The sequence below is a fragment of the Pelosinus propionicus DSM 13327 genome, from assembly GCF_900114615.1.
In the GTDB taxonomy this organism is placed as follows: domain Bacteria; phylum Bacillota; class Negativicutes; order DSM-13327; family DSM-13327; genus Pelosinus; species Pelosinus propionicus.
Map to the genome: position 1 here is coordinate 15,402 of NZ_FOTS01000048.1, position 23,025 is coordinate 38,426.

Annotated in this window: 27 protein-coding genes; 21 read left to right on the plus strand and 6 right to left on the minus strand. The window is 39.0% G+C overall.

Annotated features, from left to right (window positions below):
* Window positions 1-128: 128 nt before the first annotated feature.
* The 7 genes from BMZ99_RS20190 (at window position 129) to BMZ99_RS20220 (ending at window position 5,055) form a co-directional block, all read left to right on the plus strand.
* Window positions 129-530: a MarR family winged helix-turn-helix transcriptional regulator gene (locus BMZ99_RS20190; protein ID WP_245755074.1), complete on the plus strand. Its 402-nt coding sequence runs from the start codon at window positions 129-131 to the stop codon at window positions 528-530.
* Window positions 531-723: 193 nt separating this feature from the next.
* Window positions 724-1,461, plus strand: coding sequence for a DUF169 domain-containing protein (locus BMZ99_RS20195; RefSeq protein WP_090941978.1), 738 nt, complete (start codon window positions 724-726; stop codon window positions 1,459-1,461).
* A gap of 307 nt (window positions 1,462-1,768) precedes the next feature.
* The gene (locus tag BMZ99_RS20200; protein WP_090941981.1) at window positions 1,769-2,350 is read left to right on the plus strand and encodes a DJ-1/PfpI family protein; all 582 of its coding nucleotides are present in this window, start codon (window positions 1,769-1,771) and stop codon (window positions 2,348-2,350) included.
* Between the two features lie 159 nt (window positions 2,351-2,509).
* Window positions 2,510-2,953 carry a DUF3887 domain-containing protein gene (locus BMZ99_RS20205; RefSeq protein ID WP_175490634.1) on the plus strand — a complete coding sequence of 148 codons (444 nt, stop codon included), beginning with the start codon at window positions 2,510-2,512 and terminating at the stop codon, window positions 2,951-2,953.
* Between the two features lie 82 nt (window positions 2,954-3,035).
* A complete protein-coding gene (locus BMZ99_RS20210; RefSeq protein WP_090941987.1) occupies window positions 3,036-3,542 on the plus strand; it encodes a GyrI-like domain-containing protein in 507 nt (168 codons plus the stop codon).
* Complete coding sequence (locus tag BMZ99_RS20215) at window positions 3,532-4,143, plus strand: class I SAM-dependent DNA methyltransferase (RefSeq protein ID WP_090941989.1); 612 nt, start codon at window positions 3,532-3,534, stop codon at window positions 4,141-4,143. The genes BMZ99_RS20210 and BMZ99_RS20215 overlap by 11 nt, the downstream gene beginning before the upstream one ends.
* A gap of 561 nt (window positions 4,144-4,704) precedes the next feature.
* The gene (locus tag BMZ99_RS20220; RefSeq protein ID WP_090942036.1) at window positions 4,705-5,055 is read left to right on the plus strand and encodes a hypothetical protein; all 351 of its coding nucleotides are present in this window, start codon (window positions 4,705-4,707) and stop codon (window positions 5,053-5,055) included.
* A gap of 52 nt (window positions 5,056-5,107) precedes the next feature.
* Here the strand turns inward: BMZ99_RS20220 and BMZ99_RS20225 are convergent, their stop codons facing one another.
* Window positions 5,108-5,980 carry a class I SAM-dependent methyltransferase gene (locus tag BMZ99_RS20225; RefSeq protein ID WP_322787909.1) on the minus strand — a complete coding sequence of 291 codons (873 nt, stop codon included), beginning with the start codon at window positions 5,978-5,980 and terminating at the stop codon, window positions 5,108-5,110.
* 236 nt (window positions 5,981-6,216) lie between these two features.
* On the opposite strand from BMZ99_RS20225, the gene map reads away from it, so the two are divergent.
* The 6 genes from map to BMZ99_RS27150 all read left to right on the plus strand — a co-directional run bounded on the left by map (window position 6,217) and on the right by BMZ99_RS27150 (window position 12,166).
* Window positions 6,217-7,026, plus strand: a complete 810-nt coding sequence (gene map / locus BMZ99_RS20230) for a type I methionyl aminopeptidase (RefSeq protein WP_322787910.1) — start codon at window positions 6,217-6,219, stop codon at window positions 7,024-7,026.
* Between the two features lie 67 nt (window positions 7,027-7,093).
* Window positions 7,094-7,900 carry a hypothetical protein gene (locus BMZ99_RS20235; RefSeq protein ID WP_217645122.1) on the plus strand — a complete coding sequence of 269 codons (807 nt, stop codon included), beginning with the start codon at window positions 7,094-7,096 and terminating at the stop codon, window positions 7,898-7,900.
* A 190-nt stretch (window positions 7,901-8,090) separates the two neighbouring features.
* Window positions 8,091-9,902, plus strand: coding sequence for an ATP-dependent zinc metalloprotease FtsH (gene ftsH / locus BMZ99_RS20240; RefSeq protein ID WP_090941998.1), 1,812 nt, complete (start codon window positions 8,091-8,093; stop codon window positions 9,900-9,902).
* 212 nt (window positions 9,903-10,114) lie between these two features.
* On the plus strand, window positions 10,115-10,570 hold the full coding sequence (locus BMZ99_RS20245; protein ID WP_245755077.1) for a MarR family winged helix-turn-helix transcriptional regulator: 456 nt from the start codon (window positions 10,115-10,117) through the stop codon (window positions 10,568-10,570).
* A 36-nt stretch (window positions 10,571-10,606) separates the two neighbouring features.
* Window positions 10,607-11,656 (plus strand): GntG family PLP-dependent aldolase, encoded by a 1,050-nt coding sequence (locus tag BMZ99_RS20250; RefSeq protein ID WP_090942001.1) that lies wholly within the window; start codon window positions 10,607-10,609, stop codon window positions 11,654-11,656.
* 162 nt (window positions 11,657-11,818) lie between these two features.
* Complete coding sequence (locus BMZ99_RS27150) at window positions 11,819-12,166, plus strand: hypothetical protein (RefSeq protein WP_245755078.1); 348 nt, start codon at window positions 11,819-11,821, stop codon at window positions 12,164-12,166.
* Window positions 12,167-12,237: 71 nt separating this feature from the next.
* On the opposite strand, the gene BMZ99_RS20260 is transcribed toward BMZ99_RS27150, so the two are convergent.
* Window positions 12,238-12,933 carry an ArsR/SmtB family transcription factor gene (locus BMZ99_RS20260; RefSeq protein WP_090942003.1) on the minus strand — a complete coding sequence of 232 codons (696 nt, stop codon included), beginning with the start codon at window positions 12,931-12,933 and terminating at the stop codon, window positions 12,238-12,240.
* Window positions 12,934-13,043: 110 nt separating this feature from the next.
* On the opposite strand from BMZ99_RS20260, the gene BMZ99_RS20265 reads away from it, so the two are divergent.
* Entirely contained in the window at window positions 13,044-13,889 is an 846-nt protein-coding gene (locus tag BMZ99_RS20265) for a 4Fe-4S dicluster domain-containing protein (protein ID WP_175490635.1), read from the plus strand.
* A 52-nt stretch (window positions 13,890-13,941) separates the two neighbouring features.
* On the opposite strand, the gene BMZ99_RS20270 is transcribed toward BMZ99_RS20265, so the two are convergent.
* Window positions 13,942-14,847, minus strand: coding sequence for a D-isomer specific 2-hydroxyacid dehydrogenase family protein (locus BMZ99_RS20270; protein WP_090942008.1), 906 nt, complete (start codon window positions 14,845-14,847; stop codon window positions 13,942-13,944).
* 113 nt (window positions 14,848-14,960) lie between these two features.
* On the opposite strand from BMZ99_RS20270, the gene BMZ99_RS20275 reads away from it, so the two are divergent.
* The 3 genes from BMZ99_RS20275 (at window position 14,961) to BMZ99_RS20285 (ending at window position 16,493) form a co-directional block, all read left to right on the plus strand.
* Entirely contained in the window at window positions 14,961-15,362 is a 402-nt protein-coding gene (locus BMZ99_RS20275) for a LysE family translocator (protein ID WP_245755079.1), read from the plus strand.
* A gap of 349 nt (window positions 15,363-15,711) precedes the next feature.
* Complete coding sequence (locus BMZ99_RS20280; protein WP_090942011.1) at window positions 15,712-16,143, plus strand: Lrp/AsnC family transcriptional regulator; 432 nt, start codon at window positions 15,712-15,714, stop codon at window positions 16,141-16,143.
* A 44-nt stretch (window positions 16,144-16,187) separates the two neighbouring features.
* Entirely contained in the window at window positions 16,188-16,493 is a 306-nt protein-coding gene (locus tag BMZ99_RS20285) for an NIPSNAP family protein (RefSeq protein WP_090942013.1), read from the plus strand.
* 165 nt (window positions 16,494-16,658) lie between these two features.
* On the opposite strand, the gene BMZ99_RS20290 is transcribed toward BMZ99_RS20285, so the two are convergent.
* Window positions 16,659-17,270 carry a DJ-1/PfpI family protein gene (locus BMZ99_RS20290; protein ID WP_090942016.1) on the minus strand — a complete coding sequence of 204 codons (612 nt, stop codon included), beginning with the start codon at window positions 17,268-17,270 and terminating at the stop codon, window positions 16,659-16,661.
* A gap of 175 nt (window positions 17,271-17,445) precedes the next feature.
* Window positions 17,446-18,633 (minus strand): MFS transporter, encoded by a 1,188-nt coding sequence (locus BMZ99_RS20295; RefSeq protein ID WP_090942019.1) that lies wholly within the window; start codon window positions 18,631-18,633, stop codon window positions 17,446-17,448.
* A 203-nt stretch (window positions 18,634-18,836) separates the two neighbouring features.
* Here BMZ99_RS20295 and BMZ99_RS20300 point away from each other — a divergent pair, with 203 nt between their 5' ends.
* The 3 genes from BMZ99_RS20300 to BMZ99_RS20310 all read left to right on the plus strand — a co-directional run bounded on the left by BMZ99_RS20300 (window position 18,837) and on the right by BMZ99_RS20310 (window position 20,892).
* Complete coding sequence (locus tag BMZ99_RS20300) at window positions 18,837-19,418, plus strand: TetR/AcrR family transcriptional regulator (RefSeq protein WP_090942022.1); 582 nt, start codon at window positions 18,837-18,839, stop codon at window positions 19,416-19,418.
* Window positions 19,419-19,669: 251 nt separating this feature from the next.
* Window positions 19,670-20,482, plus strand: a complete 813-nt coding sequence (locus tag BMZ99_RS20305; protein WP_090942025.1) for an amidohydrolase family protein — start codon at window positions 19,670-19,672, stop codon at window positions 20,480-20,482.
* A 29-nt stretch (window positions 20,483-20,511) separates the two neighbouring features.
* A complete protein-coding gene (locus BMZ99_RS20310; protein ID WP_090942027.1) occupies window positions 20,512-20,892 on the plus strand; it encodes an MmcQ/YjbR family DNA-binding protein in 381 nt (126 codons plus the stop codon).
* A gap of 75 nt (window positions 20,893-20,967) precedes the next feature.
* Here the strand turns inward: BMZ99_RS20310 and BMZ99_RS20315 are convergent, their stop codons facing one another.
* Window positions 20,968-22,176, minus strand: a complete 1,209-nt coding sequence (locus BMZ99_RS20315) for an esterase/lipase family protein (protein WP_090942030.1) — start codon at window positions 22,174-22,176, stop codon at window positions 20,968-20,970.
* A gap of 257 nt (window positions 22,177-22,433) precedes the next feature.
* Here BMZ99_RS20315 and BMZ99_RS20320 point away from each other — a divergent pair, with 257 nt between their 5' ends.
* Window positions 22,434-22,922, plus strand: coding sequence for a ferritin (locus tag BMZ99_RS20320; RefSeq protein WP_090942033.1), 489 nt, complete (start codon window positions 22,434-22,436; stop codon window positions 22,920-22,922).
* The last annotated feature ends 103 nt before the right edge of the window (window positions 22,923-23,025 follow it).

Here is a 23,025-nt window from a genome sequence, read left to right on the forward strand (position 1 = left end):
AATCAATAGGTCAATTTTAATAATTGCCTGAGATTTACCTATTGACCTATGATTCTCCTGTGAGTATAATAAAGTTGTCAAGACAACTAAAGTGGTGATATAAATTGAATTTTAAATTAGAGGATTCATTGGGATTTATTCTAAATAAGACGAATACAAAACTTAAGAATGAATTATTTCAACGATTCAAAGAATATGATGTTACGCCAGAGCAATGGGCTGTTCTTAACTGTTTATGGGAACAAGAAGGTGTTACTCCTAAAGAATTGGCTGATCGGATTTTTAAAGATAAGCCAAATACGAACCGTATTCTTGAAAAATTGCAAATGAAAGAATTGATTATACGAAAACTTCATCCAATCGATAAAAGAGCGTATCAAATATTTTTGACAGAGCGTGGCTGGGCATTAAAGGAAGAATTAATTCCTAAAGTGATGCAATTACTAGAGACGGCTGCAATCGGAATCGAAAAAGAAAAAATAATAGAAATGAAAAAATTATTAAATCAAATATATGATAATCTTACGTAGTTATTTTTTAATAAACTAGTTGTTGTGACAACTAAAATAGTAGTCATTGTAATTATTCTTACTCATTAAAAACGCTGCTTGCTAGAAGGACATAAAGCGTGTTTAAAATCACACGGATATAGATATTCTAGTAGAGGCAGTACTACTATTAGAATTTCAATATAGGAATTTAAATAAAAGTGAGGTAATAGACATGGAGAGTCGTTTAGTGACAAAATTGAGTTTGCGTTATGAGCCAGTAGCTGTTTTGCTTAGTAATGAAAAACCAGAAGGAGCACTTCAGAGTAAAGAAGGACAGTGGAGCTGTACCATTCCATTATTCATTGCGGCAGCGAAAGGAAAAACATCTGTTTTTGAACGCAAAACTACAGGATGTCCTGGGGGAAAAGCAGGATTAGGGTTTGGTCAATTTCCTAATTATCCTGATGGGATTGAATATTTTTTGTCAGTTGGCAAAAGTGGTCTATTTGAGGGAGAAGGATATTTAAAAGATCCAGAGCTAGGAGAGAATTTCGTTGCGTGCTTGCCAATAACGGATATTCCCTATCAATATGTTATCTTTAAGCCTTTGTCACAAGTTGAGACGACGAAGGAAATACCTGAGCTAATTGTATTTTATGTAAACACAGATCAGCTATCGGCACTTACTGTACTTGCAAACTACTATAGACCGGGAATTGAAAATGTGATGATACCTTTTAGCTCAGGGTGTCAGTCCATTTTTCTTGTACCCTACGCCGAAGCACAGAAGGAAAATCCAAGAGCGGTAGTGGGCTTGACTGACATTACAGTGCGCCCCATGGTCGAAGCTGATATGCTGTCATTCTCTGTTCCCTATAAGATGTTTCTGGAATTGGAAAAAAATATAGAAGGAAGCTTCCTAGAAAAACACTTGTGGCACAGGGTGGCAGCGAGAATAGAAAAGAAGTAACTATAGTATCAAAACCTCTTTCCTGGATTAATCTAATCTGGGAAAGAGGTTTTTTTCTTTTATGACTTAATATCAATTAAGTATTATGCTTTACCTTCCTAGAGTATCGTCCTAATGCAATTTAACAAGAGTTATCATTTCTTTGCAAAATAAATAAGTCAAAATTACAAGAGTTGGTAAAATATGCAGAATGAAATATAATATAAGGAACTGAGAAAAAGAAAAATACTCATTTGTTTTTCATGGGTATCCTAGTCAATACGTTACCAAATAAGATAAGCAGTTAAGGATTGGAGGAGCGTTATTTATGATTAAAATCGGTATTCTTATTTTTCATCAGGTAGAGGAAATGGATTTTGTAGCGCCATTTGAAGTGTTAAGCTATAGTAATAAAATTAAGGAAGATAGCCTTCAAGTAGTTCTTATTGCTGAAAAGTTGGAACTTATACAAGCATATAATGGAATGAAGATTTTTCCGGATTATTCATTTGCTGCTTGTCCGAATTTGGATATTCTAATTGTACCTGGCGGGAAAGGCCGTCTTGAAGCTATGCACAATCCTAAGATTCATGAATTTATACTGCATCAGTCAAAGCAGATTCAGTATATTGCATCGGTTTGTACAGGTGCATTTATTTTGGCTGAAATGGGCTTGCTTGATGGCAAAAAAGCGACTACGCATCACTCTGCATTTGCAGAATTACAAGCCTATCATACAATTACGGTAGAGAAAGCCAAAGTGGTACGTGATGGTAATATCATTACGTCAGCAGGAGTGACTTCAGGCTTAGAATTAGGCTTTTATATTCTTAAAAATCTCTTTGGCAGTGTTTTCGCCAAAGAGGTTGCCACTAAAATCGAATATGCTGTCGATATTGAAGCATTATGAAATGGATATTCCTTTGATGCGCGATAGCTGATAGCAGGACTTTGGTATGCTAATATAAAAGAATATAGTAGATACAATGTAAATCAGCAAGATACATCTGAACATAGGAACGAAGGAAAGGAGCGAATGGCTATGATGCGGCGGATCGGTTTATTTTTAATGATTATACTCGTTTGTGTGGTGACGCCTTGCTTTGCAGCAAAACAAAGCACAGAAAGCCAGGCAATATGGAGTTATGGTGAGGAAATACGGAACATTGCTGACCCAGCTACCGAAAATATGCTTTTAATGCTTAATGAAGGGAATTACAGTCAATATAGCAGGAATTTTAGTCCACAAATGAAAGCAGCTGTTCCAGAGTCTAAATTTAGAGAACTCAATGCTATGATTCAAGATACATATGGTACTTATCGTTCCAAGGAATTTGTGAGCATTGAAATTAGAGAAAACTACATTATGGTTTCTTATAAAGGTACATTTTCCCAAGAGAAAGAGCCCCTATTGATTAGAAGTGTCTTCACCCAAGAAAATGGTAAAACATACATTAGTGGATTTTGGCTGAACCCTTTAAAACTTGTAGGAAACATAGGAAATATCAAATGATAAAGATCCAGTGAAGTAAAGAAATACAGTGTTAAAAAAATATGGTATTTGAAGTAAAAAACGATGGTAAGGGGAGAAAAAGATGGATCATCGTATTGTTCGAAGAGAATCCTTTCAGGTTATCGGCAAGGTATTCAAAGTATCAACGAAAGAGGGGCAAGAACTACGACAAATTCCTGAATTGTGGAATGCATGTAATTCCGATGGAACTTGTGAAAAAATTTGTTCAATCGATAGCAGACAATATATATTGGGCATATGTATGGATTTTGAACATGACAAAGAACAATTTTCTTACATGGTTGCAATAGAAGATGTGAATGATTTGAACGATACTGGTTTTGAAACCAGAGAAATCCCAGCGAGTATGTGGGCGGTATTTACATCGGTAGGGCCTATGCCATGTGCAATACAAACGGTGTGGCAAAAAATCTTCCAGGAATGGATGCCTGCGACAGACTATAGGCATGGGAAAGCACCTGAAATAGAAGTATATTTCCCTGGAGATCCATCGGCGCAGGATTACAAATGTGAAGTATGGATACCAGTAGTAAAAAATGCTGAAATAGAGGGAAAAGATGAATTTTGATATGCGGTCTACAAGCTGGGATACTGAAAAGAGAGTGAAACGGGCAGAGGTCATTGCAAAGCAGATTGCTCATACGGTTAAGCTCAAAAAGTCGTATAGTGCTCTAGAATTTGGCTGCGGAACGGGTCTTATAAGCTTTCAGCTTTATGACAAGCTAAAAGATATAACCTGTATTGATACATCACAAGGTATGATCGAAGCCTTAAACGCAAAAATTCAACAAAATAAAGCAGTAAATATCACAGCCTATCTGCACAATATTGATGATAGTCACCAGTTAACGCCTACCTATGATTTGATTTATACATCCATGGCATTGCACCATATTACTGACATTGATACAACCTTAGCAAACTTATATAAATTATTAAAGGCAGATGGGCAGCTGTGCATTGTTGATTTAGATGAAGATGATGGCAGTTTTCATAAATTAGAGCCTGACTTTACGGGACATCATGGCTTTAATCAAAGTCGGCTAAAAGAAATTCTGGGACAAATCGGATTTAAAGAAGCAGCATCACATACCTTTTACAAGGATGTAAAAAACATCAATGGCGATGAGTTTCAGTATTCATTGTTTATTGCTATGGGGAGAAAATAGGATGATGTTTTTAGCGTCAAAGCTCTGTGCTTGACCTGATAATAAAAAAGGCAGCCGTGTATTCTGCGGCTGCCTTGAATGTATTGCTATGAGTAACGGCTCTCCCATAATGCTTTTTGCTTGCAATCCCATCAGAAAGTACTATAATTAGTAATAGGTGGAAATTAAAAAGTCGCCGTGTCCCAAGAGTGTAGCACCACTCTTTAGGCACGAGCAGGTGGCCTAAGCACCTACACGTAACAGTTACCTGTCTACGACGACAATTTATTATACCGTGATCCCTCCCTGAAGACAAGGGATGGTATGTTCGGGATAGTAGGATTGTAGTCTGGCAGAAGCTGAGCGTCTGCATGCAATCAAGATGAAGCAAAGCGCATGTGTAGGTTTAAAAAACCTTGCATGGGCTTTTTAATTTCTCCCATTACGCTTGCTGTATTCTGGCTTCTTCTTCTGGTATATTAGAAAGAAGAAGCCTCATACAGTATGAATATGGGGGGATATATATTGGCATCCATAAGAAGTATGAAGAGAAACATGAAAAGCCGGCGGCGTCAAAGAAATTTGACAGCAAAGCCAGAAAGCATTCAGTCCCACAATCAGCAAGGGATCGCGGAGAGGAACATACCCGTTAGAAGTGTAGTTACTGGGCAATGGTTGGAGAAGAGCGATGCGCTTCGTGATTGGCAAGAGTTTGTTTTTATGCGCCAAGAGAAAATAGAAGAAAAGTTGGAATTTGGTGAGTTATCGAGTGAATATACGACCATCATGAACCAAGTCGATCAACTATTAGAAGGGCAGCCGGAAACGGTAAGTAAAGCCGTTACTCATCTGGTGGTGACAGCTACCTATATGCACTATAACAAAGGCTTTTTCGATGGTATGAAGATTGGAACGGCTATGGAGAAATTATAAGTAAATAGGATCAATTCAATAAGATTAACCTCTGTCAATGAAATGACCGAGGTTAATCTTTTTTTGCATAGGCGATACGTTCGATTTTTGATACGGCCAAATTTCGGTTGAGAGGTTTTAAATAATGTTCTTGATAATAGGATGCACCAATATCTTCGACTAGCGTAAGATGAAATGATGCTAGAAAATCATTTAAACTGTTTGGATCAAGTCCAAAAATCCACGGGTGAGATTTGGATTCGAAATAATCTAGAATCGTATCCGCTCCTGGTATATCGGAAGTCTGATCAATGATACTCTTCAAAATATAGGAAAAAGCTACCATGCTTCCCGATGGAGCTTTTGATATAAATTTGAGGGTATTCATTACACCTGCTTCAGAAATATAAGGTGTAACTCCTTCCCAGATAAAGAAAATCGGTTTGGAAAGGTCAAGTTCTTGAATGCCCAACACGTCATCAAGTGTTTGATGATTAAAGTCAATGGGGGCAAAGATGACATGAGGAGGTAATACACCCAGGCATTTTTGTAATTTTTCTTTTTTTATATTTTGCATATTTGGTAGATCGACTTCAATTACTTTCATCTCGTTAATGCCTGCAATTCGATAGGGTCGTGTGTCTAAGCCGGCTCCTAATATAACGACCTGATCAATTCCTTTTGCCATTGCTGTTGTAAGTACATCGTCAATATATCTAGTTCTACAGATTAAAGCACCAAAAGCACCTTTGGTCATAAGCTCAGAAAAAAGAATCTCCATATCTCTGATGAATTTGAATTTCATTTGAAAAAGAATGATTTTGCTAAAAAAGTGTTTAATAATAGGATCATCAAACAGTCTCGTTTCTTTCGGGTGATATTGTTCAATTAACCGCATGGATGCTACTAGAAAGGCAGTTTTCCAACTTAGATTGCTGGACATCATAGTTCATCCTTTCTTATTTCCTTTTATTATAAGGAACTTAATAGTAATATAGAACTTTTCATTGGATACTATATAGTTATGCTAAGAGTTTGATATTTCCTTTATATGTAAGGGAAAACTTTTTATGCATAACAACTGGGAAATATGCTGATTCTTTGACAAGTCATAATAAAATAAATTGCTAGTGCGTTTCTAATTGAGGGGTTGGTAGGGGATTTTGCAGGATTTTGCATCTTGTGATTGAAGAAAGAGATAATGAAGTTTTTGATCCTAGTAAAGAACTGGGGGTTACACACATGATAATGCTAAAAAGTGAACGAGAAATCAAAATGATGCAAGAAGCAGGTAAGATTCTATCTTCTTGTCATAAAGAGATTCAGAAAATCATTCGGCCTGGTATTCGTACCATAGAAATCAATACTTTTGTTGAAGATTATTTAGCTGCATGGAAAGCTACACCTGAGCAAAGAGGATATCGCGGATATCCATATGCGATTTGTGCTTCTGTTAATGATGAAATTTGTCATGGCTTTCCCAATAAAAAACCACTTAGAAATGGCGATATTGTAACCATTGATATGGTGGTGAATTATAATGGTGCGCTGGCAGATTCCGCTTGGAGTTATGCAGTCGGCACAATTTCAGATAAAGCACTGCATCTGCTCAAAGTCACGAAAGAATCTTTATACAAAGGAATTGAGCAGGCGCAGCTAGGAAATCGGGTCGGTGATATTGGAAACGCAATTCAAACCTTTGTTGAAAAGGAAGGATTTTCTGTTGTGCGAGACTTTACAGGGCATGGTGTTGGACCTCGTATACATGAAGAGCCGTCTATTCCTCATTATGGTAAAGCCGGGAAGGGGATTCGATTAGAAGAAGGTATGGTCATAACAATAGAACCAATGATTAATGCTGGTGTGTGGCAATGTAAAATCGACGAGAATGAGTGGACTGCCAGAACGGTCGATGGTAAGCTTTCGGCCCAATATGAACATACCATTGCCATTACGAAGAAAGGACCGCTTATCTTAACGGATCAATCATAGGCATTACAGCTAAAAGTCTTAGGCGGCAGGTGTCAATCAATTGATGCAAGTAGTTTTGAATATACTCATGTTAAGTATAATAGAGGTGACGTATCTTTTTGGATTTGTGATCATAGCAGGTTTTTTACTCGGCCAGATTCAAGCCGTTTCAAACAAGTGGGCATACCAAGCTTTTGGTCGACGAGGAATCTTGCTCACAGCATATATCGGAACACCGATACATGAAATTGGTCATGCGGTCATGTGTTTATTATTTGGGCACAAAATAAACGCCATAAAACTTTTGACGATGAATCCACAGAATTCAACGCTTGGATATGTAAATCATAGTTTTAACAAACACAGCCTGTGCCAAGTGATTGGCAATTTCTTTATCAGCTTAGGGCCCATTGGCAGCGGAACAGCAGCGATACTATTCTATATGTACATGCTGGAGCCTGCTGCTTTCAGCACATTGCAGCAGCATATCATAGCCGCATCTGTCGATCACATTACGATAGCAGACTTCATCAGCCGGTCGGCTCAGTCTATCATAATCGTGTATGATGAACTAATTAATGGGGAGAACGTTTCTTCTCTAAACTTCTGGATATTCGTATGGTTAGCAATGTGTACATCATCCCACATTGCGCTAAGTGAGGCGGATATAAAACAGGGTATATCCGGTCTGATGGTTATTTTTTTAGTCACTGTACTCGTTAATGTGGGGGCATCTTTATTTGGCATCCCAATCCTGCAATATGTATTAACCGCTGCCAAGTATAATCTATATGCAGTAGCCGTCTTATCTGTATCCGTTGCATTTTCCCTGCTGACCGCTTTGATCATGAGAAGCTGCTGCGGGATAAAGAGATTCATTATGAATAAATGCTAGTGGCTCATTGATCAACCATAAAATAACATTTTTAATCAATTGCAGACTAAAATGTGATGAAACCCGCGAATTCCGCGGGTTTTTAGTCTTGTCAATAAAGAAGTAAAGTGGCAAAGGGGAAAGTTATAGTGAATCATAATTTTTCCCGATGATGTACATGATAATAAGAAAAGTGCAAAAGGAGGATCATATGGATAACAAACAGCGAAGTTTTTCAGCAGGGTATCTGATTATCGCCATACTGGCGACGTGGCTGTTTAATGACCTTGTTTATAAGCCATTCATTATTCGTGAAACAGAGGTTAGTTACAATGTTTTCCTCCAGGATTTAAAGGAGAACAAGATTAATGAGGTTATTTTGAATGGCGATCGTATCGTTTTTACGTTGAAAGCCACAGAAAATCAAAAAGAAACTGCTGCTAATGTTGTAGCAGTCACTGATCCAGATTTGGTGGAGCGTCTAATTGCATCAGGGGTAGCTTTTTCGGCTCAAGCGCCAACGAAAAGTTTGTTTTCAACTCTATTTGGATGGATTTTGCCTCTGCTGCCTTTGTTTTTACTCTGGTATTTTATTTTTAAACGGATGGGAGGCGGGGGACCTAATGCGATGTCTCTGGGAAAAAGTAAAGCCCATGAGATTAACGGTGAAATGATTGGTATTAAATTCAGTGATGTTGGTGGGGTCGGTGAGGCTGAAGTTGAGTTGCGGGAAATCATAGAATACCTAAAATATCCAGAGAATTTCAGCAAAATGGGAGCGAAGCTGCCTAAAGGGGTGCTTCTTGCCGGTTCACCTGGAACAGGAAAAACATTACTCGCCAAAGCAACAGCAGGAGAAGCAGAAGTTCCATTTTTCTTTCTTACTGGTTCAAGTTTTGTTGAAATGTTTGTAGGAGTAGGTGCCGCAAGGGTACGAGACCTTTTCGAACAGGCACAAAAAAAGGCTCCCTGTATTATCTTTATTGACGAAATTGATGCCATTGGACAAGCGCGGACGAGTGTAGCAGGGATAGGCGGAAACAGCGAACAGGAAAATACTTTGAATCAGTTGTTAGCCGAAATGGACGGATTTGCAGCTAATTCTGGTGTAGTCATCATGGCAGCTACTAATCGACCGGAAATCCTGGATCCTGCATTGATACGGCCAGGTCGTTTTGATCGGCAAATTCAAGTTAATTTACCTACAGAACCAGGTCGCCTTGAAATTCTGATCATTCACACGCGCAATATGCCCCTTGGGAGTGATGTAAATCTCGAACGTCTTGCTAAAATAACAGCTGGTTTTTCAGGAGCGGAATTAGCCAATCTTGCTAATGAAGCTGCCTTATTAGCCATTCGGAAAGGGATTAAGACTATTTCCATGGCTGATTTTGATTTAGCTATCGAACGGGTTGTAGCCGGGCTGCAGCGGAAAACGCCTCTTTCCGATGCGATTCGGTCTAAGGTTTCCTATCATGAGGTTGGCCACGCACTTACTGCGTATTATCTTCCAGGAACTGATCCAGTTCATAAAATCAGCATTATCCCAACTGCCAAAGGTGCGCTGGGGTATACCATGCAAATGCCAGAAGAAGATCGATATCTTATTGGAGAGAATGAACTTAAGGCACGCATTGCTGTTATGCTTGGCGGAAGGGCAGCAGAACTCATTGTTTTTCAGGAAGCTTCTACGGGTGCTTCCAATGACCTTGAACGTGCTACTGAAATGGCACGGCGTATGATTACTGAGTTCGGGATGTCTCTAAAACTAGGACCGGTTCGTTATGCGAATACTACAGGAAGTTACTTAAGAAGTGGGGTTTCAGGACGAGAAGATTTAAGCCCTGCTACCATTTTACATATCGATCAAGAAATTCATCGATTGTTAGATGAAGCACAAAATACAGCTAAGCAGATTCTCACCGAACACATTGCGGTATTACATGAAGTTGCGACGTTTTTAAAAGAGAAGGAAGTTATTTCAGGAGACGATCTTACTCGTATTGTAACTTCGATGTCTTAAATGGGGTTTGATGCAGTTTTCTTCCGCAGAGGGCATGAGTGATCAGATGGTGTTAATAGCTTGAATCCTTTATAATTAGGATTTAGGCTATTTGTTATTTTTGCAGGAGACATATTTCAGAGCTGCATAGAAGTTGACATTTCAACTAAAAAAATATATGTTATAACTAGTGATTTTTTAACTGCTAAAAGGAGGAATGACGGATTAACAATTTGAAAAATGAAGTCTTACGGGAAGTTGGGATGCTGGCACGCTGCATTCAGTCCATTAGTGATATAAAATTTCGAGAAATAAGATTACAAAGAGGGCAATTTATTTTTCTGACTCGTATTTGCGAATGCCCTGGCGTTAATCTGGTTGAGCTTTCTAATATCTTAAAAGTGGACAAAGCAACAACAACCAAGGCAGTTCAAAAGCTGATGGATGAGAACTATGTGCGAAGAGAACGCGGTAATGATGATAAACGAATGTGGCACCTTTTTCCGACTGCAAAAGCTGCAGAGGCTTACTCCTATATCATTCAAGAAGAGAATCGGAATATTGAAAGCTGTTTCAATGGATTTAATTTAGAGGAAAAAGAAACCGTATTTCAATTGTTAAAGAAAATGCGTGAAAATATTGAACAGGATTGGAAAGAACTAAAGACATTCAAAGAAGAACGAGAATGAAAGTAGTATATACAATAAGTAATTGGGGGAATAGCTGTGAAAATTGTTGATTTACGTAGCGATACGGTAACCAAACCTACTTTGGAAATGCGACAGGCCATGTACCAAGCCGAAGTAGGTGATGATGTATATGGGGAAGATCCGACAGTGCAAAAGCTGGAAGAGCTGGGTGCTGGAATTATGGGGAAAGAGTCTGCATTATTTGTTGCCAGCGGGACAATGGGCAACCAAATTGCTCTAATGGCGCATACTAATAAAGGCGATGAAGTCATTTGTGAAGCGGATTCTCACATCTTTTATTATGAAGTTGCCGGAATCGCCTGCTTGGCAGGTGCACAAGCGCGTCCGATCAGCGGGCAGCGCGGCATTCTTTCCTCAGATAGAATCAAACATCATATTCGGCCGCAAGATGTTCATCAGCCTCGTACGGGCTTAATTTGTCTGGAAAACACTCATAATCGGGCTGGTGGAACTTGTTATTCCGTTCAGGAGCTAGCGCAGATAAAAGAGCTTGCTGATTCTAATCATATTCCAGTGCATATGGATGGAGCTAGAATCTTTAATGCAGCTACAGCGCAAAATGTGAGTGTAGAGAAATTGGCGGAAAAAGCTACTTCGATTACGTTTTGCCTCTCCAAAGGGTTATGTGCACCTGTAGGTTCATTGCTGACAGGTTCTCATGATTTCATACAGGAATGCCGTCGCTATCGAAAAATGCTAGGTGGAGGAATGAGGCAGGCTGGCATCATTGCTGCTGCGGGTATTGTTGGATTAGAAACGATGGTGGAGCGGCTGCAAGATGATCATCTACATGCAAGAATATTGGCGGAAGCTTTAGTTTCGATTGGAATGGATATTGATATGGAAACGGTTCAAACCAATATTGTTATCGCAAATGTTTCTTCATTCGGTATTACGGCCAAGCAGGCAGCAGCATTATTGGGAGAGCAAGGAATTAAGGCTGCTGTATTTGGGGAGTACAGCATACGTTTTGTTACCCATCACGGCATAGAAAAAGACGATATTAACTATACCGCTGGCATAATCGCAAAACTAGTTAAAGAAATTAATGCAGGCTTACTTTAGGTGGCTTAGGTTTGCTCTATAGTAAAGACAAGGTGATACAAAGGATTTTCAATTAAAGGATTGAAAATCCTTACTCCCAGTATTGAAGAATAAAAGTTGATCTCTCTTGCTATTGCGCAAGTAAAGGCAGGGGATATCGAAAAGAATCAATTACTCGGCAAAATGAGCAATATGATTTCTGGGTATTGCCGCATGGAGGTACAATCATTTATTGCGGGCTGTGCGGAGATACCTCTTTTATTTAAACATCTGCAGGGTGATTATACTAGTATTGATCCCACCTTGCTTTTGGCTAAAGAAGTGGTAAGATATGCAGCCCAGAATGGATTTAAGAGAATGGAGTACTGTGAGCGGCCGTCTGATAGCAGTGGTGCCACAAAGGGAAACACGAATTGTATAGATGACTTATATACACAAAAACCAGCAAGCAGTGTGCTGGTTTTTACTATTTGCAGAACGCAAATTTTTTTCTTACTCCATATGATAAGGAATAAAGAGCGTATCTCTTAGTTAGAAAAGTATGAGAAAAGTCGATGATAAGATTGATGATGCATTGTGCTATTTTATAAATTTTGTAAATATTACTCTATAGTGATACTGAATCCAAATTCATCGGATAATCCTTTCAGCCCAGCATCTGTCACATGTACAGCACGCCCATCGGGTAAATGTTCTATCCACCTAAGTTCAAATAACCGCTTTGTAAGAGAGGCACCTAAGCTTCCTGCTAAATGATGGCGGCGTTCACTCCAGTCTAAACATTGACGAGCAAAACAACGGCGGCTCTTGGGCCTCTTTTCAACTTCTACTCCCAATTTGAGTAATTTTTCCTTGCCTTCTGCACTGAGTATAAATTCTTTTCCGGACTTCTCTATGAATTTCAATTCGAGGAATCTGTCCGTTAGTGCAACACCAATTTTACCTGCTAAATGATCGTAGCAGGTTCGAGCAAATTGTAAGGCGTGTAATTGATTCGATTCTCGAAGTGAACAAATCGATTTTGGCGGTGAGATGGTTTGAAGTGCTTCCAATGCATGCCCGACTTCGCTGCTTGCGAGGCGGAAATATTTATGCCGGCCATATGGCTCTTGAATAAGCAGACCTGCATGTATCAATTTTGCAAGATGCATACTGGCCGTCTGTGGTGAGACCTTAGCAGCGCGAGCTAAATCGCCTGCAGGCAGCGATTTTCCGCCAAGTAAACTGATAAGCATTGCTGCACGTGATGGATTACCGATAAGAGAGGCAACTACAGCAAGGTTAGGATTTGAATTCATATGTGTTTCACCTCCAGATAAAACATTCATACTTCGATGATAAACGAAATATTGTCGTGTTACAATAGTGCCAGAGTGAAAAAATGGTTAAAAAAGAGGTGTCGGACAGTATGATTAACCCATGTAATTCGATTAGACAGCACGGTCATATCAAGCAGCAGCAACAAGGATTTGCTGCAGTGCGCATTCGGACAATTGCTGGTAATATGACGAGTGATCAGCTTCGTAAAGTAGCATATTTATCTGACAAATACGGTCAAGGGCAACTTCATATTACCACGCGTCAGTCAGTGGAGATCCATTGGGTGCAGGAAAACCAGTTGAAAACAATGTTTCAAGAGATATATGATTTTGGTCTACTTCTTGCAGTTCGAGGACCTCGGGTTATGACAGTGATTGCCTGCCCGGGCGTAACCCTTTGTAAGCGAGGAATTGGCGATACAACTAGGTTAGCTACTCAGTTGAATGATTGTGTAGTAGGGCGGGATTTGTCAGGTAAAACAAAAATCGCCGTCAGCGGCTGTCCAAGTTCATGTGCAAAGCCTCAAATTAATGACATTGGGCTTCATGGCATTATAATCCCTACTGTGTTTGAGGGATGTGTTGGTTGTAATTTCTGTACTCAGCATTGTAAAGTGGCGGCGATTAAGGTCGAGGAAATGATCCCGAGTATTGATAGCAGCAAGTGCATTGGGTGCGGAGCCTGTGTGAAGAATTGTCCCCAAAAAGCCTTGACTGCTAAGCGGCAAGGATATACCGTATATGTGGGAGGGAAAATTGGGAAGAAGCCAATGCTAGGTACGAAAATATTTTCCGTTATTCCTGAGCAGGAGGCGATCTCTTGCATTCAGCGGATATTAGAGGCTTATAGCCGACTGAGTTTCAAGGGAGAGCGAATCGGCACGGTGATAAATCGTATTGGAATGACTAACTTTCAACAAGAGGTATTGAAATAGGATCTGTTCAAAGCAGATACGACTTTGCATTTATCGTAAGATTATCATGGTGCTATCTCTCATTTTCCTTTAGAAAGGTTTCAATATTTTTTAATGCCTTTTCACTTAGGCGGTCAAAGGCTTGTTTGGTGAGTCCGGATGATGCATTCATGCAGTTGACATGGGGATTGGCAAGAAGCTTGCCGGTATCATCGCCGAGTGCCGCAGCCGTGTCGCAGAAAAATTCGTTGTCACCGTGTTCCAGCCATTTGGCAAGGGCAGTGATATCGTGAGATGGACCGATAGAGGTATTGAACAGTATTTTGTGATTGCCAAACCATTTAAATTGTTCATCGTGAAATAAGATGACGTTTTTATTCAGGCAGGTACAGATCACATCAACTGTATTCAGAAGTTCTTTTAATGGCAGGTATTTTATTTTTTTTGTTTCCTGTTCTGGTTTGCGGGTACGGCTGAAATAATATAAATCAGCTCCTAGTGCCTGAAGGCCGCCGGCAATCAGCTGACCGGAAGTACCAAGACCGACGATGCCTACTTTTAAATCAGTAAGCTCGATTGGCAGTTTCTGCCACTGTTTATTGCCGAAGCCATGAAGATAGCGAATCAGTTCGCTGGCTATATATTCGACAACTCCTTGGTCGCCGTAGTCGCGGATGCCGTATACTGTGATATTTTTTGCACGGGCAGTGCGAATGTCTACATTGGCACTTGCTTCGGAATATAGGCTGCAGCACATGCCGATGTAGCGAATTTGGGGGCAGGCATCAAGTACGTTCTTTTCTATGCAGCTGGTATAACTAAGTAATACAGCATCTGCATCGCCAATTCGACGGATTATTTCCGTATCGTCCTTCGGAATATCATTAAATAGCACTACTTCTTCTGCATAATCATGAAGTTTTTGCTGAGCTGACGGAACGAGCCTGATAGGCTCTATAGCAACTAATTTTTTAAACATTGCATGTTACCTCTCTCCAAGTTTACTTTCATATTTTAAAAAAATTTATAATTATAAGATACGCTGTCAGTCTCTTTTTAACCTTTTACTAGTTTGGCAGGAGTTTTGCTATTGTGAAAATAGCTGGTGCTTTTTATCTTGCTTACTTAGGTATCACTACTTTGCTTGCAAAAGAGAGTACACTGGTTTCACCTGACAGAGAAGCTATGTCAGATCAAGATCTATATTTACAGGGGCTTTTAACTAGTGTACTCAATCCCAAAGTGGCTCTGTTCTTTCTGTCCTTTCTTCCCCAGTTTATTGTCTTAGAGAATAGCTATGGTATTTTGCCTTTTATGCTCCTCGGAGTCACTTTCGTAACAACTGGTACTCTTTGGTGTTTGCTGCTCGTTTTGTTCTCATCAGGTATGACAAATTTCCTTCGGCAAAGAAGTCGAGTGACTCATATGATGAACAAAGTGTGCGGGGGAATTTATTTGCTTTTAGGGGTAAAAATTCTAACGGTTGAACGATAAAATAAAGCTGCACGATTAAGGAAATGGACTTTAAGACGTTAGACGATACCGGTCAAAGGTAGGCTGTCATTAAAACTCAACTCGCATGTATGAGTATAATATTACTAAAAAATCCAGGATTTCAAGTATTTTTGTGAAATCCTGGATTTTGGTTTAAAGAAACGTAATATTCTTGATGTTTTTTACGAATAGTAATGAAGATTAACTATTGTATTGCCATTTTACGACTTTAATGAAATTAAAATAGATTATTAGAGGGATTTGATTACTATTAGTAGAATGTTTGCTGTATATAATTACTTATAGTTTGCAATGGGATGAAATGTGCTATAATTATAGGAGGATACTTATGGATCATATTGATAACGAGATTATTAAAATTCTAGAACAAAATGGTAGAGTTAGTCATGAAGAAATTGCTAAAAGATTACACCTGTCTAGACCAGCTATACATAAACGCATTGAAAATTTAGAACAAGAGGGGATAATAACTGGGTATAAGGCATTAATTGATTGGCGAAAAGTTACACCATGTATCCGATGCTTACTATTTCTAAAAATCAACGGAAGATATTTTGCCCAAATTGCGGATGAAATAGCTGGCATGGACATGGACGGAGTAGTCATAGAAGAGTGTCACCGTCTGGCAGGAGAATGGTGTGTGCTAATAAAAACGAGAATTTCATCACCGGAAGATACGACAAAGATACTAGATCGTGTTTGGAAATTTGATGGGGTATTAGAATCATCAACAACCTTTGTTATTGATACGGTCTTATAATGAATCCTAGGCATGATCAAATTTTAAAAAGGGGGATTCAATTAATGGTTACTTGTTATTTGCGATATATTATTGATCCTTATAAAGTTGCAGAGTTTGAAGAATACGGAAAGATGTGGATACCACTTGTAAATAAACTAGGTGGTGTTCATCATGGATACTTTTTGCCCCATGAAGGAGCAAACAATGTTGCTTATGCTTTATTTAGCTTCCCAAGTCTTGCTGAATATGAGCGATATAGAGAAGTCATTAAAACGGATGAGGCATGCAAGAATGCTTTTGATTTTGCAGAAACAACCCGCTGTATTTTGAGTTATGAACGCAGCTTTTTAAAGCCTGTATTTAAATAATGATTCATTTAGCGGAGGATGTGAAATGAAAATAGAGGGATATATTGCGTCCACAAGGTTTTAAGCCAGACAATTCACCACATTTATGTGAGAAACTAACAAATCAAGCTATACAATTTACCGCTGAATACTTGAAAAGAAGAATTGGAGAATCGTTTTCTTATGCTAGTTTGTAGTATTATACGGCGGGTAAAAGCCCATTAGGTTTTTAACATTACGGCAGTTATCCGCGGATGTTAACATTTCAAGTAAGGTAAAGGCCACTCCCAAGGCGGTGGATGGACACGATGATGTTATTAGATTTTTATCAACGACGATGGGTTGATTCATTACTTGTACTCCGAATGCAGCTAATTCTTGTTGACGCAATCCATTATTTAAATGATAGGTTGTACCCTTGCGACCTTTCAATACACCGCTTTTTCCTAATGGTAAAGCGCCAACGCATACAGATGCAATGATTTTTTTCTCCTGATCAAATTTTCGGATGACAGAAAGAAATTCCTCGCTAAAAGCATCGACGTAAAAGCCTGCCTCTTCAAAACCACCTGGTATAGCCAATGCATCAAACATGGTTACATCAACATCGGATAGCTGTATTTCGGGAAGTATGGTAAAATTCCAGGTACACTTCAACTCTTTTCGTAGGCCGCAGGTTATTACTTCAGTAGAGCCATCTCCTTCTTGCTTATTCCAGCCCAGCACATCGGTAAAAACACTGGCTTCATACGCTTCAAAACCGTTGGAGAGTAAGAGTAATACTTTTTTTGTTTTCATTAAGATCGCCGCCTTAATTCCATTTTCTTATGCTTTATCGTATCATAGTTGTAAGTGAATATAAAATTGAAAGTTTAGGATCGATTAACTTTTTATTGGGCAATAGTGAAAAAGCCACAACTTCTCAAATTTGAAGGGTTGTGGCTTTTCCTCTTTAAAAAATGTCTAAAAGATATTAATTATTTTTTTCTGTACAATAGTATAAGAATGCTGCAACGGGCATACTTAGTCCTAGAATTGATGCAAGCATCCAGCCCCCGTAAGCGTATGCCCAGCCGCCTGCTGCTGAACCGATTGCTCCGCCGATAAAGAAAACAGCCATGAATACTCCGTTTACGCGCCCGCGTATTTCACTTCCCAGTGAATAAATTGCACGCTGACCAAGAACTAGATTTCCCGATACTGCCATGTCTAATGTAATAGCGGCAACGACAAATGCGGCTAAAGATAATGTTGATTGGCTTTCAAATAGATGCGTAAGTAAAAAGGAGAGCGCTGCGATTCCAATCGCCACACCTGTCAATAAATTAGTCCATCCCTTGTCGGCTAATCTTCCTGCGATGGGAGCTGCTATGGCACCAGCCACACCAGCAAGTGCAAATAAGGCAATTCCTTGCTGTGACAAATGAAAATCATTGGCTAGGGATAAAGGTACAACTGTCCAAAATAGACTAAAAGCACCAAATAGGCAAGCTTGATATAAGGAACGTCGACGTAAAATAGCCTTCGTTTTAAACAGCGACCACAAAGAACTAAGCAGCTCACTATATTTCAAGCCAGGCAGCGGTTTACGCTCGGGAAGAACAAAAGTCAGCAGCACAGCCAAGATTGCGGTAATAGCAGCGGATAGAGCAAATACTGCCTGCCATCCCCAAAGATCAGTAACAAAGCTGGCGATAGGCCGAGCAAGCATGATTCCGAGTAATAGTCCGCTCATCACGTTGCCTACCACTTGGCCTCGTTGCTCTTCTGTTGCTAAATGGGCTGCATATGGCACTAATATTTGAGCTGATACTGAACCTAACCCGATAAACATTGCTGCTATAAGAAAGAACAGCGCATTATGTGCTAAAGGTGCTGCAATCAATGCACAAATAACGACTGCTAATGCTGATACGACTAAGCGTCGGTTTTCAATAAGATCGCTAAGCGGAACAATAAATAATAGCCCCAAAACATAGCCAATTTGAGTCAGCGTTACGATTAGTCCTGCTGATGCTAAAGAAAGATGGGTATCTACACTGATAGGACCAATTAAAGGTTGTGCATAATAAAGATTGGCAACAATAACTCCGCATGCAATTGCTAATAAGAATGTTATCCAGTTTGGAACTTTCTTAGTTTCTGATTGTACATTTTTCATAGGGCAATCCCTTCCTTAGTTTAATTTTTCCCATTTGCGTTCGTATTCTAATTTTCAAGTAGATACTGAACGTTTAGTTTTTATATTTAGTATTATAAACTGAACGTTCAGTATTGTAAAGAGGAATTTACTTTTCTTGCAATAAAATATTTAGTATAATGTACGTATAGTTTTTGAAAATTAAATACACAGGGGGTATTGAATTGGAAAAGAAAAAAGGACGTCCCCGTAACGTCGAGACGGAAAAAGCTATTCTTGCTGCTTCTTATGATTTATTGTTGGAGAATGGCTTTGGGGCCGTAACTGTAGAAAAAATTGCTGAGCGAGCTAAAGTTAGTAAAGCGACGATTTATAAATGGTGGCCAAACAAAGCTGCAGTTGTTATGGACGGCTTTCTATCAGCTGCTATATCGAGGCTTCCAGTGCCGGATACAGGATCAGTTATGAATGATATAATCATTCAAGTTACCAATCTAGCTAGATTTTTGACTAGTCGGGAAGGGAAAGTAATTAATGAATTAATTGCTGAAGGACAGTGTGATTTAAAATTGGCAGAAGAATATCGAGCAAGATATTTCAACCCTCGGAGACTCGATTCACGACGTATTTTAGAGCGAGGGGTGGACAGAGGTGAGCTAAGGAGCGACTTGGATATTGAATTAAGCATTGACTTAATTTATGGTCCGCTCTTTTATCGATTATTAGTAACAGGAGAAAATTTAGATGATTCTTTTATCGAAGTTTTAATCAAATATGCTTTTGAAGGCATTCGTTCAGAGCGATAAATGGAATGGTTAAGTTTGGCTTTATGAATTAGCTTGCCTTTTTGAGCAGAAAGAGAAGAATGAAGGATGTCCCTGATTCTATTGATGTAATACAAAAAGCAATGTATTGGCAAAAAAACTATTGATATTACTTCTCATTAGTGGTATACAATGATATGATAAAGGTATATATGCGTTACTTTCATAGACTGCAGATCATATAGACAGGGAATATGCGCATAAGAAAACATTTGAGGAAGGACTAATGCCCAATGAAGATTATTGATGCCCACATCCATTTCTGCCAGGAGCCTTACTTTGATCAGATTGCAGAATTGGCGGGTCATAAAAATACTGATGCGCATCTGAAAGATCAATATGCTGCGCATAACATTGTTCATGGTGTGGTCATGGGCAACCGGAGCCTGGAGCTCTGCGAACACGATTATCCTGACTATCTTAGCTATTGTATCGGACTGGATAGCACTTGCTTTAATGTGGATGAGGTGGTGCAGCAAGCTTCTTTGGTAGAGAAACATTTGCAAAGAAAGAATTGTGTCGGCATTAAGTTATATCCAGGCTATAACCACTTTTATATTTACGATTCGGTGGTTGATCCGTTTTATCAGCTGGCAATGCAGTATAAAAAACCAGTAGCGATTCATACTGGATTGACAGCTTCCAGTAATGCTCTGTTGAAATACAGTCATCCTTTGATCTTGGATGAAGTAGCGGTGCGCTATCCCCAAGTTCAGTTTGTTATGTGTCATATTGGCAATCCGTGGCTAGTAGACGCTATTGCAGTTATTGAGAAAAATGAAAATGTAGCTGCCGATCTTTCAGGAATTTTGGAAGGCCGGATTGATAATATGCAGGATTTTTTTCAAAAAAAGAAAGGCTATATTCATTTCTTAAAAGTATGGCTGGAATACTTGGATAACTATGAGCGTCTATTATATGGAACAGATTGGCCTTTAGCTAACATCGCCAATTATATTGAGTTTGTTGCACATATTATTCCAGAAAAGCATCATGACAAGGTGTTCTTTGACAACGCCAACAGGATTTATGGTCTTGGCCTTTGAGCGGTACCAAAGGAGAGAAGGAAGAGCAAATGGATAAAAACAGGTCGGATTTGAATTCAAGAAGCCTATATTCCTATTGTTTAACTAAACCTGGATCGATAGAGGATTATCCTTTCGGTCCTGATATCATTGTTTTTAAAGTAGCATCGAAGATGTTTGCTTTATTATCGCACAGGAACGGTCAGGACAATCTCGCATTGAAATGTGATCCTGAGTATTCTGAGGTGTTAAGACAGCACTATCCTAGCATAACCCCTGGATACCATTTGAATAAGCGTCACTGGAATACGATACTGCTTGATGGCAGTGTTCCGGAACGTGAAATAAGAGGCTTAATTGATCATTCTTATGAACTGGTGTATCAATCGCTTCCCCGGAGAAAGAGGGCTGAATTTCAGGCAGACTGGTAAAGTCAATAAAACAAAAAAACTGCTAGTTTGAATAAAACTAGCAGTTTTTTTGTTTTATTGATCCAAGTTTTAACGTTAATTATTTACTTTTAGTTGACTCAGTTTTTCAGCAAGGCTCTTATACCAAGATAAAGGTAATGCATTCGATCCAATGCCGCACGCATCCATATGATCAATGGTGTCTAGCAAAGGCATGGAATTCCACTTTCCGATTTGTGGCACTCCATTATAATTGACGATTTTATCCGAAGACCAGATTTTGGGACCATTTTGCGAAATGGTATTGACTACGCCATCATTAGGTTTCCAGCTGTCATCAATAATCACTCTTCCTTGTTCATTACGCGTGTAACTTCCTATAAAACTTCCAAAGGGGTATAGCAGCGGAGTCATATAAATTACATGAGGAAGTTCATTATCTGTTAAAATACTGGGGACCGTTGCACAGGTTGAATAAGAAAAATAGTATACATCGGATTGTGCTTTAACCCATTGATTAAGTATTCGCGCTCCATCAGTGCTTAAATCCCAATTTGCAAGGTCATTCGTACTGTTCCAAATGTTACTGTTAAATATCCTGTTTGTATAATCTGTAAGGCTTTCCCCTGTCTGTCGATTCAAACCCCATTGATCGAGTTTGAAATCATAGATAAGTTTTTCTCCTGCACCCGTAAAAGATGCAAGTGAGGCTACTAAATTCTTGGCAAAATCGCCAAAGATATTAATTCCGTCTGCCAGTGTGGTACCATCATGAGTAGAAGCAATAGTAGTAGCACTGTGAACCCATGATTTACTGCCTTCAAAAAGAGGACTTAACTGAGATGATGCTGCATTTCTTTCCTCTGCACTGCCTTCTTTCAGAAGCTGTACAAGGGTGCGTATTGTCTGACCACCCATACTGTGAGCTACAAGATGAATTTTATTTATTTTACCTTCTGCTGTGAGATTTCCCCATTCAGGATATAGGCCGGGATATGTTCTGCCATACCTGCTATGTCCCTTTTGGGTAGAATGTGCATGTCCGTAGTCTACGGTTCCTCCTTTGATATAGGCGTACAATTCACAAGCTCTATCCCAATTGCTGGATACAGGGCCTACTGTTGCAGTATAAACCTTGTAACCGCATGAAGACAGCTCTTGTTCATAATCACTTAATCCCCCCCAATATTTTATTCCCAGTGCCTCGTTTCTTCCCCAGCCCATAAATCCATGTACCAATACGATAGGGTAAGTGTTGCCGTTTGATTTCATTGCCCTTTCATTCGTTTGCATTACAGAATCCATTTTAAATTCCTCCTTTACGTGTTATGCTTATTACATTCTTGTGCATGTTTAGAATTCAACTGGCAATACAAAAAAATCTTCACTTTTTATTCGTATAGAATAGGTGTATTTTGGATAGGTTAGAGTACATACTTTTAAAAAATATAATTAATAATCATTATCAATAAATAGAAAAAGTTATTGATAAGAACTGAGAAATGTGTTAAAATTAACCTCATAAAAGAAGTAATTGTTTTGAAATGAAAGGGGAACATAACATGATTAGTACAAAACTTCAAGATGCATTTAATAATCAAATTCAAGCTGAAATGAATTCAGCGCATATTTATTTAGCAATGTCTGTAGAAAGTGAGGCTAAAAATCTTAGTGGTTTTGCTAGCTGGCTTAGAGCTCAGTACCAAGAAGAAAATAGTCATGCTTTTAAATTAATGGATTACTTATTAGAGCGAGGCGGCAGCGTCAAGTTGCAAGCGATTGAAGCACCAGCTGCTGAATATGGTACTCCAGTAGAGTTATTTGAAAAAGTATTGGCTCATGAAATACATATCAGCAATTTAATTAACAAATTATATGAAGTAGCCTTAGAAGAAAAAGATTATGCAGCACAAATCTTCTTGCAATGGTTTATTGCTGAACAGGTAGAAGAAGAGGCGAGTGCTTCGGCTGTTTTAGAAAGATTGAAAATTGTTGGTGATAAAGGCGGTTCCCTTCTTTATATTGATAAAGAGCTTGGAAAACGTGCATAAATAGAATGAAAGGGGCTGTCTCAATAAGAAATTGAGATAGTCCCTTATATGTATTAAAAATACAAGAGGCAGGTTCCGAAGAACCTGCCTCTTGGTGTAGAAT

Coding starts and splice junctions, on each gene's coding strand:
- BMZ99_RS20315 (WP_090942030.1), bottom strand. CDS start 22,176: ATGGATTCTGTAATGCAAACGAATGAAAGGGCAATGAAATCAAACGGC.
- BMZ99_RS20200 (WP_090941981.1), top strand. CDS start 1,769: ATGATTAAAATCGGTATTCTTATTTTTCATCAGGTAGAGGAAATGGAT.
- BMZ99_RS20265 (WP_175490635.1), top strand. CDS start 13,044: ATGATTAACCCATGTAATTCGATTAGACAGCACGGTCATATCAAGCAG.
- BMZ99_RS20215 (WP_090941989.1), top strand. CDS start 3,532: ATGAATTTTGATATGCGGTCTACAAGCTGGGATACTGAAAAGAGAGTG.
- BMZ99_RS20235 (WP_217645122.1), top strand. CDS start 7,094: ATGTTAAGTATAATAGAGGTGACGTATCTTTTTGGATTTGTGATCATA.
- BMZ99_RS20280 (WP_090942011.1), top strand. CDS start 15,712: ATGGATCATATTGATAACGAGATTATTAAAATTCTAGAACAAAATGGT.
- BMZ99_RS20260 (WP_090942003.1), bottom strand. CDS start 12,933: ATGAATTCAAATCCTAACCTTGCTGTAGTTGCCTCTCTTATCGGTAAT.
- BMZ99_RS20210 (WP_090941987.1), top strand. CDS start 3,036: ATGGATCATCGTATTGTTCGAAGAGAATCCTTTCAGGTTATCGGCAAG.
- BMZ99_RS20225 (WP_322787909.1), bottom strand. CDS start 5,980: ATGATGTCCAGCAATCTAAGTTGGAAAACTGCCTTTCTAGTAGCATCC.
- BMZ99_RS20295 (WP_090942019.1), bottom strand. CDS start 18,633: ATGAAAAATGTACAATCAGAAACTAAGAAAGTTCCAAACTGGATAACA.
- BMZ99_RS20320 (WP_090942033.1), top strand. CDS start 22,434: ATGATTAGTACAAAACTTCAAGATGCATTTAATAATCAAATTCAAGCT.
- BMZ99_RS20305 (WP_090942025.1), top strand. CDS start 19,670: ATGAAGATTATTGATGCCCACATCCATTTCTGCCAGGAGCCTTACTTT.
- BMZ99_RS20205 (WP_175490634.1), top strand. CDS start 2,510: ATGATTATACTCGTTTGTGTGGTGACGCCTTGCTTTGCAGCAAAACAA.
- BMZ99_RS27150 (WP_245755078.1), top strand. CDS start 11,819: ATGAGCAATATGATTTCTGGGTATTGCCGCATGGAGGTACAATCATTT.
- BMZ99_RS20285 (WP_090942013.1), top strand. CDS start 16,188: ATGGTTACTTGTTATTTGCGATATATTATTGATCCTTATAAAGTTGCA.
- ftsH (WP_090941998.1), top strand. CDS start 8,091: ATGGATAACAAACAGCGAAGTTTTTCAGCAGGGTATCTGATTATCGCC.
- BMZ99_RS20195 (WP_090941978.1), top strand. CDS start 724: ATGGAGAGTCGTTTAGTGACAAAATTGAGTTTGCGTTATGAGCCAGTA.
- BMZ99_RS20270 (WP_090942008.1), bottom strand. CDS start 14,847: ATGTTTAAAAAATTAGTTGCTATAGAGCCTATCAGGCTCGTTCCGTCA.
- BMZ99_RS20310 (WP_090942027.1), top strand. CDS start 20,512: ATGGATAAAAACAGGTCGGATTTGAATTCAAGAAGCCTATATTCCTAT.
- BMZ99_RS20290 (WP_090942016.1), bottom strand. CDS start 17,270: ATGAAAACAAAAAAAGTATTACTCTTACTCTCCAACGGTTTTGAAGCG.